At 40.3% G+C, this 12,701-nt stretch carries 11 protein-coding genes; all 11 read left to right on the top strand.

Annotation, left to right across the window (positions count from 1 at the left end; all coding sequences use genetic code 11):
* The first annotated feature begins 14 nt into the window (after positions 1-14).
* Entirely contained in the window at positions 15-731 is a 717-nt protein-coding gene (locus tag CCC17_RS10640) for a CpsB/CapC family capsule biosynthesis tyrosine phosphatase (protein WP_015525687.1), read from the top strand.
* Positions 732-743: 12 nt separating this feature from the next.
* Positions 744-1,478 (top strand): YveK family protein, encoded by a 735-nt coding sequence (locus CCC17_RS10635; RefSeq protein WP_015525688.1) that lies wholly within the window; start codon positions 744-746, stop codon positions 1,476-1,478.
* 51 nt (positions 1,479-1,529) lie between these two features.
* Positions 1,530-2,324: an immunoglobulin-like domain-containing protein gene (locus CCC17_RS10630; protein ID WP_287083068.1), complete on the top strand. Its 795-nt coding sequence runs from the start codon at positions 1,530-1,532 to the stop codon at positions 2,322-2,324.
* Positions 2,325-2,411: 87 nt separating this feature from the next.
* Complete coding sequence (locus CCC17_RS10625; protein WP_287083066.1) at positions 2,412-3,830, top strand: sugar transferase; 1,419 nt, start codon at positions 2,412-2,414, stop codon at positions 3,828-3,830.
* Between the two features lie 265 nt (positions 3,831-4,095).
* Positions 4,096-6,144 (top strand): polysaccharide biosynthesis protein, encoded by a 2,049-nt coding sequence (locus CCC17_RS10620; RefSeq protein ID WP_334296237.1) that lies wholly within the window; start codon positions 4,096-4,098, stop codon positions 6,142-6,144.
* A 50-nt stretch (positions 6,145-6,194) separates the two neighbouring features.
* The gene (locus CCC17_RS10615; RefSeq protein ID WP_287083064.1) at positions 6,195-7,406 is read left to right on the top strand and encodes a DegT/DnrJ/EryC1/StrS family aminotransferase; all 1,212 of its coding nucleotides are present in this window, start codon (positions 6,195-6,197) and stop codon (positions 7,404-7,406) included.
* A 12-nt stretch (positions 7,407-7,418) separates the two neighbouring features.
* Positions 7,419-8,120, top strand: a complete 702-nt coding sequence (locus CCC17_RS10610) for a sugar transferase (protein ID WP_287083062.1) — start codon at positions 7,419-7,421, stop codon at positions 8,118-8,120.
* 1 nt (position 8,121) lies between these two features.
* Positions 8,122-9,111, top strand: a complete 990-nt coding sequence (locus tag CCC17_RS10605; RefSeq protein WP_287083061.1) for a glycosyltransferase family 2 protein — start codon at positions 8,122-8,124, stop codon at positions 9,109-9,111.
* A gap of 17 nt (positions 9,112-9,128) precedes the next feature.
* Positions 9,129-10,448: a nucleotide sugar dehydrogenase gene (locus CCC17_RS10600; protein WP_287083060.1), complete on the top strand. Its 1,320-nt coding sequence runs from the start codon at positions 9,129-9,131 to the stop codon at positions 10,446-10,448.
* A 27-nt stretch (positions 10,449-10,475) separates the two neighbouring features.
* Positions 10,476-10,994: an acyltransferase gene (locus CCC17_RS10595; RefSeq protein ID WP_287083058.1), complete on the top strand. Its 519-nt coding sequence runs from the start codon at positions 10,476-10,478 to the stop codon at positions 10,992-10,994.
* A 355-nt stretch (positions 10,995-11,349) separates the two neighbouring features.
* On the top strand, positions 11,350-12,435 hold the full coding sequence (locus CCC17_RS10590) for a glycosyltransferase (RefSeq protein WP_287083057.1): 1,086 nt from the start codon (positions 11,350-11,352) through the stop codon (positions 12,433-12,435).
* Positions 12,436-12,701 lie beyond the last annotated feature (266 nt).

The following is a 12,701-nucleotide window of genomic DNA, read 5'->3' as shown; positions in this document are numbered from 1 at the left end:
AGTGGGTTATTTTAATGAAGGGACTTTATGATATTCATTGTCATATCCTCCCCGGGGTGGATGACGGTGCAAGAAACATGGAAGAATCACTCTGGATGCTCAACAAGGAGTATCAGGAGGGTGTACGTCATGTGATCCTGACACCACATTTCCGGTACGATATGTTTGAGCCGCATATGAACATTGTGACAAGACAGTTCATGCAGCTGCGTAGAGCAGCCATGAATATTGGTGATGAAGGCATGAGACTTTATCTGGGCTGTGAACTCCATTCCAGTATGGATATGGTGGAATGCCTTAAGAAGGGACGGCGGCTTACCCTTGCAGGTTCCAGATATGTGCTTGTGGAATTCAGCAACGGAGATGAGAAAAATTATATTGAAGAACGGGTCAGAAGTCTTCTGATGAATGGTTTTATCCCGATCATCGCTCATGTGGAACGTTATAAGGCTACCCGGAACGATATTGGATTTTTGACAGAGCTGAAGGATATGGGAGCACATATCCAGGTCAACGCAGATACCATCAGCGGTCAGGACGGATTCGGGGCAAAAACCTTTGCACGGAAAGTCATGAAGCATGGGCTTCTGGATTTTGTCGGTTCTGACGGACACCGTAAGACGGAGCGTATCCCGGAGATCGGCAAATGTGTCGCCAAAATGGAAAAAACAATGGGGAGCGAATATGTAAAGAAGATCTTTATCAAAAATCCCCGGAAAATCACAGGGTAATGGAGAAAAGAAATGGAAAATCAGACTGTTAACAACAACGACGAAGTAGAGATCGATCTTGGTGAGGTATTTCACCTGTTACTGAGCAAGCTGGGTGTTATCATTTTATCCGGTATTGTTTTCTGCCTGGCAGCTGTTATGGGAACCATGCTTCTGATCACACCGAAGTATGAATCCACAACCAAGATCGTGGTACTGTCCAAGCAGGACAGCAGCACACTGACCAATCAGGATATCCAGACAAGTACATCACTGACCAAGGACTATGCGGAGCTGATCAAGAGCCGTACAGTTACTGAGGGTGTGATCGCACAGCTGAAACTGGATATGACACATGAGGAGCTTCTTAAGAAGCTTTCCGTAGATACACCAACGGATACACGAGTAGTATCCATCACAGTTACAGATACCGATCCTTATACAGCGGCACAGATCGCAAACGCAGTAAGAGATATTGCTTCCAAGCATATCCAGCAGGTTATGGATATCAAGGCAGTAAATGTGGTAGAGACAGCAAACATCCCGGATGAGCCGTCAAGCCCAAGCGTACCGAAAAACGGTGTGATCGGTGGACTTCTGGGTATCCTTCTGGCAGCAGCCGTTGTGCTCATCGTATATCTGACAAACGATACTGTAAAGACACCGGAAGACGTAGAGAAATATCTTGGATTAAGCGTACTTGGTACAATCCCATACTCTTCCAAAATGGGCAAGAAATCCAAAAAGAAAAAGAAACGTCACGCATAAAAATAACAACAACGGATCAAAGTGTTGGGAAAGGCCAGGAGCAGCAAAAATATGAAGAAATTTTTTGTGTTTTTATTAGTGGTCATCTGCCTTGGTATGGGAGCTGGTGTAGTATACATGAAGAGCTCCGAGGATAATGAAGGACCGAAGATCACATTTGAAGAGGGAAAAGATACGAATTATACATCCGATATGACAGAAGAGGATCTTCTGAAGGATGTAAAGGCACAGGATGACAGAGATGGAGATGTTACAGAGTCTCTTACTGTAGAAACCATATATCCGAAGAATGACGGAAAACAGGTTTCTGTTATCTTTGTTGCAAAGGACAAAAACAACAATGTAACAAAAAAAGAATTTACCATGGAAGCTCAGGACGGCAGTGCCGAAAATCCGCAGCTGGGACTGATCGATAATGACGGTCTCGCAGAGGACGGAGATTCCACAGACACCACAGAGCCTGCAGAAGAGACAGATATGCAGGATGGGACAGAAGCAGACAGCACAGATGCTGAAAGCGGAGATTCCGCAGAAGGAGAACTGACTCCGGAGGAACAGGCGCAGAAGACACAGGAAGACAAGATCGAGCAGCTTTCTCCGCAGGACCCGAAGATGTATCTGACTACCTATTACGTAGAGGTACCGGTAGGAACTACGCTGGATAAATTAAGCTATGTAAAGGATATCCAGGATGATACAGAGTCAACCAGTGATCTTTTCAAAAGAATCCAGATCACCGGTGATGTAAATACAGCTGCACCGGGAACTTACGAGCTTACATATTATGTAGTAGACAACAGTGGAAACAGCTCCAACGGAGCCGTACTTACCATTGTCGTGAAATAAATATCATCCCCTCTCCAGGTGCCTGAGATACCGGAGAGGGGATAAATGCAACAAAAAATGTAAGCGAGGGAAGGCGTAGAAAAGAATATGTATCAAAAAGAAAACAGCAGCTGGGTAAAACATGCAGATTTTACGATTTGTGATATGTTGTGTCTGCAGCTTGCATTTGTACTTGCATACTGGATCCGAAACGGGATCGGTCAGCCATACGAGACAGAGCTGTATCGAAATGTGGCAGTGGTGATGTTTCTTATCCAGCTGATGGTCACATTTTTTAATGAAAGCTTCAGCGGAGTTCTGCGAAGAGGAATGCTGGTGGAACTGAAGAAAACCTTTGAACAGTGTACACTGGTCTGCCTTCTGGTCCTGGCATATATGTTTCTTTTAAGAATTGGAAACAATTATTCCAGAATGATCCTGCTGATCAGCTATGTGCTTTATATCTGCTTCAGCTACTGCGGCAGACAGGCACTGAAGAAATTCCTGAAGGATCACAGATACGAAGAAAGCGAGAAGCGATCCCTGCTGATCGTTACAGTCAGTGAAAATGCAGACAATGTGGTGGAAACCATCCGCAAGAATAATTACGGAACCTATCATCTGGCAGGAATCGTCTTTATGGATTGTGACAAGAAGGGTGCATCCGTCTGTGGAGTACCGGTAGTAGCCGGGAGGGAGGATATGATCTCCTATATCCATAAGAACTGGATTGATGAAGTATTTTTTGCAGTGCCTAAGGAAATTCCGATCCCGGAGCAGATGATCAAGGATTGCTCTGCAATGGGAGTTGTCATCCATATGAGACTGGCAACTATGAAATCCCTTGGCAAGAACCAGGTGGTGGAGGAGCTTGGCGGATACACTGTGCTTTCCAGCAGTATCCACATTGTGACACCGCGCCAGATGTTTGTGAAACGAGCTATGGATATCGCAGGCGGTCTGGTAGGTTGTCTTTTTACAGGGATCGCAGCGATCTTTCTGGTTCCGGCCATCAAGATCAAATCTCCGGGTCCTGCATTTTTCTCACAGGTCCGCATGGGAAAGAACGGTCGTCCGTTCAAGATCTATAAATTCCGCTCCATGTATATGGATGCAGAAGAACGCAAAAAAGAACTGATGAAACAGAATAACATAAAAGATGGAATGATGTTCAAAATGGATGATGATCCACGAATCATCAAAGGAGTAGGACATTTTATCCGAAAGACATCCCTGGATGAATTTCCACAGTTCTGGAATATTCTGAAAGGAGATATGAGTCTTGTAGGAACCAGACCGCCGACAATGGATGAGTGGGAGAAGTATGAGCTTCACCATCGCAAACGTCTGGCCATCAAGCCGGGACTTACCGGTATGTGGCAGGTAAGCGGTCGAAGTGATATTACGGATTTCGAGGAAGTCGTAGAGCTTGACACAAAGTACATTGCCGAATGGTGTCTGAAGCTGGATATAGAGATCCTGGTTAAGACAGTTATGGTCGTTTTCCGCGGAAGCGGCGCCAAATGATCCATACATATTGAGATTCGAATATAATGACCCGGGCTGCGGAGACGCAGTCCGGGGATAAAAATAAATTAGATAAGTTATAAATATAAAAGAGGAAGTAAAAATGCAGATTTTATTGATCATGCTGATCGTATTACTTCTTGCGTTCTCGGTCCTGCTTCTGGCACTGGCAAAACAAAGTCCCAGGGAAAAGCAGACAGAAGACAAAGAGCAGGAAGAATACATCAGGGATTATGCAGAAACAGTAAGACAGACCGGAGGAAGTATGAAGAAGTTAGAACATTGGAAAGTAATTGCGATATATCTGATCATCTATGACATGATAGCTGTTAATTTTTCTTATTTTATGGCGCTGCTGGTGAGATTCGATTTTCGGTATTCCTCGATCCCCACAGACTATTTTGACGCATGGAGGAGTTTTGCACCAATCTATACCATTATCATCCTGGCAGTGTTCGGATGCATGCATCTGTATAACAGTGTATGGCGTTTCGCAAGCTTCCATGAGCTGATCAAGATCACGGTAGCAACTGTGATCACTGGCGTTCTGCATATTGTGGGTATCACGATCTTCTGGGGACGGATGCCGGCTTCCTATTATCTGATCGGTATCATGATGCAGTTTTTCCTGACTGTAGGCGTACGTTTCTCCTATCGTTTTGTACTTCTTGAGCGGAACCGCAGAGAAAAGAGCGAGCGTGAGGAGCGGAGCAAAAACGTGATGATCATCGGTGCAGGAGAAGCGGGAAGGACCATTGTCCGGGAGCTTCAGAATGCAAAGGAAACCAATTCCAGAGTACGCTGCCTGATCGATGACAATCCGAATAAATGGGGAAGATACATGGAAGGCGTTCCGGTGGTAGGCGGAAGAGACGATATTTTTCTCAATGTGGACAAGTATCATATCAATCAGATCCTTCTTGCGATCCCGACGGCAACACCGCATCAGAAGCGGGATATCCTGAACATCTGCAAGGAAACCGGCTGCGAGCTGAAGCAGCTTCCTGGTGTATATCAGCTTGTAAACGGAGAAGTATCCCTGAGCAAGATGAAAAAAGTAGCAGTGGAGGATCTTCTCGGACGAGACACCATCAAAGTCAACATGTCCGAGATCTTTCAGTATCTGAAGGGCAAAAGGATCCTGGTAACAGGAGGCGGCGGTTCCATCGGAAGCGAGCTCTGCCGTCAGATCGCAGGTCATGAGCCGGAGCTTCTGGTGATCTTCGACATTTATGAAAATAACGCTTACGACATTGAGCAGGAGCTGAAGGCCAGTTATCCGAACCTGAACCTGAAGGTACTGATCGGCTCCGTCCGTGACAGCAAAAGGATCAACTGGGTATTTGAAACCTATAAGCCGGAGATCGTATATCATGCAGCCGCACATAAACATGTACCGCTGATGGAAAACAGCCCCTGTGAGGCGATCAAGAACAATGTGGTAGGAACCTATAAAACTGCATATGCGGCAATGATGAACGGCTGTCAGCGATTTGTGCTGATCAGTACCGACAAGGCCGTAAACCCGACCAACATCATGGGCGCCAGCAAACGACTCTGCGAAATGGTAGTCCAGAGCATGAACATGGTCAGCCACAATGGACACACCGACTGGCTGCCACGACTTGGCGGACACAGAAAGGATACCCTGGATGTACTTCACGACAACGAAGGTCAGGCATATGTAAGTGCAAACCATACATCGAAAACAGGAACCGGCACAGAATTCGTAGCTGTACGATTCGGAAACGTTCTCGGCAGCAACGGAAGTGTGATCCCGCTGTTCAAGCGCCAGATCGAAAAAGGCGGCCCTGTCACCGTCACACATCCGGACATCATCCGCTACTTTATGACTATCCCGGAGGCCGTAAGCCTTGTCCTCCAGGCAGGAACCTACGCCAAAGGCGGCGAGATCTTCGTCCTGGACATGGGAGCCCCGGTAAAGATCGACACCCTTGCCCGAAACCTGATCAAGCTTTCCGGCTACACCCCGGATGTAGACATCAAAGTCACCTACACCGGTCTCCGCCCAGGCGAAAAGCTTTACGAAGAAAAGCTGATGGCCGAAGAAGGCATGGAGAAAACTCCAAACGACCTCATCCACATCGGCAAACCCATCGAAATGGACGTACAGGAATTCTTCAAACAGCTGGAAGTCCTGGCAGCATACGGCTACGCCAACAGTGAAAAGATCCGAGACATCGTAGCCGCGATCGTACCGACCTATCACTCTGCGGATTCCGACCTGAAGCTGCATAAGAAGGTGTATGAGGAGCTGATGAGTGAGGCGGCTATGGCTGCGGAGAAGAATTGATAACTGGTCAATAATTTACATATATACGAAAACGAAGGAGTGTTGAAAAAATGAAAATCTCATTTTCACCGCCAGATATTACAGAGGCAGAAATCGAACAGGTAGCAGAAGCTTTAAGATCCGGATGGATCACAACAGGACCGAAAACAAAAGAACTGGAAAGAGAAGTTGCGGATTTATGCGGCACCAACAGAGCTGTATGCCTGAATTCTCAGACTGCATGTGCGGAAATGACACTTCGTCTTCTGGGAATTCACGAAGGCGATGAAGTGATCACTTGCGCTTATACCTATACCGCAAGTGCATCGGTGGTGTGTCATGTCGGGGCAAAGCTGGTTCTTATTGATACCCAGGAAGATTCTCTGGAAATGGATTATAACAAGCTGGCAGAAGCTATTACAGAAAAAACAAAAGTGATCATTCCGGTGGATCTTGGCGGAGTGCCATGCGACTATGACAGGATCTTCTCTATCGTAGAAGAGAAAAAGAAGCTTTTCCATCCAGCCAATAAGCTTCAGGAAGCAATCGGAAGAGTCATCGTAATGGCAGATGCAGCCCATGCATTTGGTGCGACCTGGCATGGAAAACCCGTGGGCAGCATTGCGGATTTTTCAAACTTCAGCTTCCATGCAGTGAAAAACTTTACGACAGCGGAAGGCGGCGCTGTGGCATGGAGAGATATTGAGGGAATCGATAATGAAGAAATCTATCATCAGTATCAGCTGTTATCACTTCATGGTCAGTCAAAGGATGCCCTTGCCAAAACACAGCTTGGCGCCTGGGAGTATGACATCATCGGACCTTGGTTTAAATGCAATATGACTGATGTAGTTGCCGGGATCGGACTGGCGCAGATGAAACGGTATAAAGCTTTGCTTGCAAGAAGAAAAGAAATCATCAGCAGATATGATGCAGTATTTAAACCACTTGACATTGAAGTACTGGATCATTACAACGAAGAGCATCAGTCCTCCGGACACCTATACATCACCAGAATTCCGGGAATCACTCTGGAGCAGAGACACGAGATCATCGTCAAAATGGCAGAAAAAGGTGTTGCCTGCAACGTACATTACAAACCACTGCCAATGATGACTGCTTATAAAAATATGGGATTTGATATTAAGGATTACCCGAATGCTTATAAGCGATTTAAAAATGAGATCACATTGCCGCTGCATACGAAATTGACGGATGAGGAAGTGGAGTATGTGTGTGAGATGTTTTGTGGGATTGTGAAGGAATATATTGCAAATAATTAGGAGAAATAATTAATGATTTTGAAAAAATGGGATGATCTTCCGGAATTTATGAAATGTGATGAAGTAAAGGTATACTATGATATTTTATCACGAAAGAAAGGAAGTTTAGTTCTGAAGAGAATCTTTGATATTGTAGTGGGGGTTATCCTGTTGATTCTCCTGTCTATACCTATGTTGATTATTGCAGTGATGATAAAAATGGATTCAAAAGGACCTGTTTTTTATCGTCAGGAGCGTGTAACTAGATATGGAAAAAAATTTAGAATACATAAATTCCGTACTATGGTTAACAATGCTGATAAAATCGGATCTTCTGTAACAGTAGGCGGTGATTTACGAATTACTAGAGTAGGATCCAGAATTCGTGATTATCGGTTAGATGAACTACCGCAGGTTTTTGATGTGTTAAAGGGAAATATGAGCTTTGTAGGGACAAGACCTGAGGCAACCAAGTATGTAGAAAAATATAGTAATGAAATGCTAGCTACACTTCTATTGCCAGCGGGGATAACCAGTGAAGCTAGTATTCGTTATAAAGATGAAGCGAAGCTTTTGGATGCAGCAGATGATGTAGATTATGTGTATGTTGAGACGGTACTGCCGGAAAAGATGAAATATAATTTAGAAAGTATTAGAAAGTTCAATTTTGTGTCGGACATTATTACGATGCTTTGGACTGTTGGAGCAGTTTTGGGAAAGGATTTGGAGAAATAATATGGATGAGGTTTTTGTTTCTATTGTAATGCCTGTATATAACGAAGAAAAATATATTGTAAATTGTATTGATTCTTTGTTGCAACAGGATTATTCACAGAATTTAATGGAATGGATTTTTGTTGATGGAATGTCTAGTGATAATACTAAACAATTGATTCAACAGTATATCGAAAAATATCCAACGTTGATTAAGGTGTATGATAACCCTAATAAAACGGTTCCATATGCTATGAATATCGGAATTGGCAATGCAAAGGGAAAATATATTATTAGATTAGATGCTCATGCAGATTACTCGAAAAATTATATTTCTAAATGTGTATATTATTTAAATACTACTAATGCTGATAATGTCGGAGGAATTGCTGAAACTAAAAGTAGAGGGATTGTTGGGAATGCAATCGCAAAAATGTTATCAAGTAAATTTGGCGTTGGTAATTCCCAATTTCGTACAAATGGAGAAAGTGGTTATGTAGATACTGTCCCTTTTGGAGCTTTTAGACGAGAAGTATTTGAAAAATATGGCGGCTACGACGAAAGATTGACAAGAAATCAAGATAATGAGATGAATTATCGAATAAGAAAAAATGGTGGAAAGATATATTTAGCAAATGATATTCATTTATCGTATTACTGTAGAGATAGCATAAAAGGAATTATAGATATGGCTCAAAAGAACGGTATGTGGAATGTGATTACAATGAAATTATGTCCTGGTTCGATGGGCATTAGACACTTTATACCGCTAGCATTTTTGTTGTCATTGATTCTTTTACCAATTTTGAGTTTGCTTATTAAGCCTGTTCTTTATTTGTTTGGAGTTGAAATTGTATTGTATTTAATTTTAGATATATATTTTTCAATTAAACAAGCAGATGGTGGAAGAGAATTTTTATTACTATTTATTCTATTCCCAGTTTTTCATATTACATATGGTGTGGGATCTATAAGAGGAATTATAAAGTTATTGTCTAAAGAATTCAAATAAGTGAGGAGAAAAATATTATGTCATTGTATGAAAAAATCGTTAATCGTGAAGAAAAAATTGCATTAGTAGGATTAGGTTATGTTGGTATGCCAATTGCAGTTGCTTTTGCGAAAAAGGTAAATGTCATTGGGTATGATCTTAATGCAGAAAAAATAAAATTATATAAAAATGGTGTTGATCCAACTAATGAAGTTGGCAATGAAGGGATAAAAAATACTACAGTTGAATTTACAGCAGATGAAACTAAAATTCGAGAAGCAAAATTCATTATTGTTGCAGTTCCTACTCCGGTAAACACTGACCATACTCCGGACTTAACTCCAGTTATCGGAGCTTCAGAGATTGTAGGAAGAAATTTAACAAGAGGTGCTATAGTTGTATATGAATCTACTGTTTATCCTGGATGTACTGAGGATGTATGTATTCCGATTCTTGAAAAAGAATCAGGAATGAAATGTGGGGTTGATTTTAAAGTAGGATATTCTCCTGAAAGAATCAATCCAGGGGATAAAGTACATCGTCTTGAAAATATACATAAAATAGTTTCTGGAATGGATGAAGAATCACTTAAAGAAATAAAAAATATATATGATTTAGTGATTGAAGTTGGAACACATCCTGTATCTAATATTAAGACAGCTGAAGCGGTTAAAGTTGTTGAAAATAGTCAGAGAGATATAAATATTGCATTCATGAATGAGTTGGCAATGGTTTTTGATCGTATGGGGATTGATACAAATGAAGTTGTTAATGGTATGAATACAAAATGGAATGCATTGGGATTTAGACCTGGACTTGTTGGTGGTCATTGCATTGGGGTTGATCCATATTATTTCACATATGAAGCAGAAAAATTGGGTTATCATAGCCAGATTATTCTTAATGGGCGTATTGTAAACGATAGTATGGGCGCATATATTGCAAATGCAGCTGTAAAACAAATGATTGCAGCAGGACAAGCACCGCGTGATTCTAAAGTTGTAATTCTTGGTCTTACTTTTAAGGAAAACTGCCCGGATACTAGAAATAGTAAAGTGGATGATATAATCAAACAGTTAAAAACCTATGATATTACCCCTGTAGTTATTGATCCGTGGGCGAACGAAAGCGATGCTTTACGTGAATATGGTGTGGAACTTAAATCTATGGCTGAGGCAAGAGATGCGGATTGTGTAATTGTAGCAGTTGCACATAATGAGTTTAAAGCAATGAGTCTTTCAGATATTAAGGGATTATTTAGAAAATCTGCGGATGCTGAGAAGGTATTACTTGATGTTAAGGGACTCTATAAAATAGATGAATTGAAAGCATCTGGAATGAGATGGTGGAGATTATAATAATTAGATTAGGAGTTAGGCGTATTTATGAGTGGTTTTAGAGAAAACTACGGTGGATGGTATATTGCATATTTAATTTTTGCATCATGGTTATCAGAGTCAAGACATCTATACATTGCAAGAAAGCTTCGCAATTTTTTTGGAAAGAAAATAATGGTAGCATGTGACGATACATCTAATATTGAACGTAGAGCTGTATTTGGGAAAAAGGCTTCAATTGGTAAGAATTCTAGTATTGGAGTTAATTGTGAAATATATGGTCCTGTAGAAATAGGAAATGATGTCATGATGGGACCAGAGGTTTTGATTTATACATCAGGGCATGAGCATTCAAGAACTGATATTCCTATGATTAAGCAAGGATCTTTTGAAGAAAAAAGAGTTATTATTGGTGATGATTGTTGGATTGGTCGACGAGTCATTATTATGCCAGGAGTAGAAATTGCAAAGGGTTGTATTATTGGTGCAGGCGCCGTTGTGACTAAAAATACCCAACCATATGGAATATATGGAGGTGTTCCAGCAAAGCGGATGAAGGAGCGATAAGGCTGCAAAAGAACAGTAGAGGATATCTATTCTATTAAGGACATGAGAAAAAGACCAAGGTGTGGTGGCAGCTAAAAAATTAAATATATGCAAAGTTAAGATTTGTTCAGTAGCTGACTTGATTTTATAATCTTGGAACCGTGTCATTAAGATTTTATGTTCAGGTATAATAAAATCGTCAATGTTAAGTTCTAGCTGAGGAAGCTTTTTCTCGTGTTTTCCTCTCACTGGATATGAAGCAAGTCAGCTTGAAACGATAACACCATTAGATTTTCGGTATGCGTGTTAGAATATGTTTTTTTTGAGATGTGAAATAGAAAAAATATGAAAAGAAATATTAAGGGATGCTTTGATAATGAAAAAAATATTGGTATTAGTTCAGGATTATCCGAATAATAACGGCGGTGTGGCGTTAATGTATGTGCATGTCAGAAATAAATATTACATTCAACATAATATAGATGTAACAGTTCTAAATTTTTCATCAGTGGACGATTACGTAATTGATAATATCAGAGTTATTACAGAGAATACATACAAAGAAAAAAATATAAAATATGATGTAGTTGTTTCTCATGCGGCGAATATAAAAAATCATTACCGATTTTTAAAAAAATATGATAATAGATTTGAGCATATGATATTTTTCTTTCATGGTCATGAAGTTGTAATGCTTAATGAAGTATATCCGAAACCTTATGATTACATGAAAAAAGATAGTTGGATTAGAGTTCAGGCACAAAACTGCTATGATCGGTTTAAATTATCATTATGGCATAAGTATTACAAAAAAATCGCATATAAATCAGAATTCATTTTTGTTAGTAATTGGCTTCATAATGAATTTCAGAAATATGTCAAACTTTCCGATGATGATTTAAAGGGACATGTTCATATCATTAATAACAGCGTTGGAAAGGTATTTGAAGAGAATTCATATAAATACGAGGGAAATAAAAAGTATGATTTTATTACAATACGAAGCTATATGGATGATTCAAAATATTGTGTCGACCTCGTAGATGAACTTGCAATAAAATATCCTGAATATAAATTTTTAATCATAGGTCGTGGGAAATATTATAAAATTCATAAGGTTCCATCAAATGTCACATGGATAGATAAATTTTTAAGTCACGATGATATTATGGAATATATCAATCAAAGCAGATGTGGCCTCTTATTAACAAGGGAAGATACACAGGGAGTTATGACTTGTGAATTGGCGGAATATGGAATTCCAGTTATCACATCAGACATTGAAGTTTGCAGAGAAATATGTGGCGATTTATGTAATGTTAAAAGAATTCAAAATGAAATTGAGAGGGTCGATTTAAAAAGTGTTTATGCTACATTAATTGAAAATGTACCATGTAGAAAGCAAGGAAAATTTAGTTATCATAATACAGTAAAATTAGAAGAAGATATCATTGAGAGATAGAACGTATGAACTATAACCATTTGCAATAATATGGATTTTAACGTGTCGTATTGATTTGCAAGTTGGCTAAAAAATCCTAATTTTTCTTTTGGGACTATTGGAAAAGGAAAGTTTTCAGAAATAAAACAAATAGTAATACAGGGATTGATGAGTGTTTGAATCATAAACAATGAAATCGAAAACGAGAATTTCTCGAAAATCTATTCAAATATTTTGAAAGAAGAAAGAACGAAAGTTGAGATGTTTGGATATAGAAAAACTGTGGG

Origin of the sequence: Blautia sp. LMAG:36 (assembly GCF_008680535.1) — a bacterium.
Lineage (GTDB): Bacteria > Bacillota > Clostridia > Lachnospirales > Lachnospiraceae > Blautia_A > Blautia_A fusiformis.
The sequence above is the reverse complement of the archived record's forward strand: the minus strand, read 5'-3'. Positions and strand labels throughout refer to the sequence as shown.

Coding starts and splice junctions, on each gene's coding strand:
- CCC17_RS10640 (WP_015525687.1), top strand. CDS start 15: ATGAAGGGACTTTATGATATTCATTGTCATATCCTCCCCGGGGTGGAT.
- CCC17_RS10635 (WP_015525688.1), top strand. CDS start 744: ATGGAAAATCAGACTGTTAACAACAACGACGAAGTAGAGATCGATCTT.
- CCC17_RS10630 (WP_287083068.1), top strand. CDS start 1,530: ATGAAGAAATTTTTTGTGTTTTTATTAGTGGTCATCTGCCTTGGTATG.
- CCC17_RS10625 (WP_287083066.1), top strand. CDS start 2,412: ATGTATCAAAAAGAAAACAGCAGCTGGGTAAAACATGCAGATTTTACG.
- CCC17_RS10620 (WP_334296237.1), top strand. CDS start 4,096: ATGAAGAAGTTAGAACATTGGAAAGTAATTGCGATATATCTGATCATC.
- CCC17_RS10615 (WP_287083064.1), top strand. CDS start 6,195: ATGAAAATCTCATTTTCACCGCCAGATATTACAGAGGCAGAAATCGAA.
- CCC17_RS10610 (WP_287083062.1), top strand. CDS start 7,419: ATGATTTTGAAAAAATGGGATGATCTTCCGGAATTTATGAAATGTGAT.
- CCC17_RS10605 (WP_287083061.1), top strand. CDS start 8,122: ATGGATGAGGTTTTTGTTTCTATTGTAATGCCTGTATATAACGAAGAA.
- CCC17_RS10600 (WP_287083060.1), top strand. CDS start 9,129: ATGTCATTGTATGAAAAAATCGTTAATCGTGAAGAAAAAATTGCATTA.
- CCC17_RS10595 (WP_287083058.1), top strand. CDS start 10,476: ATGAGTGGTTTTAGAGAAAACTACGGTGGATGGTATATTGCATATTTA.
- CCC17_RS10590 (WP_287083057.1), top strand. CDS start 11,350: ATGAAAAAAATATTGGTATTAGTTCAGGATTATCCGAATAATAACGGC.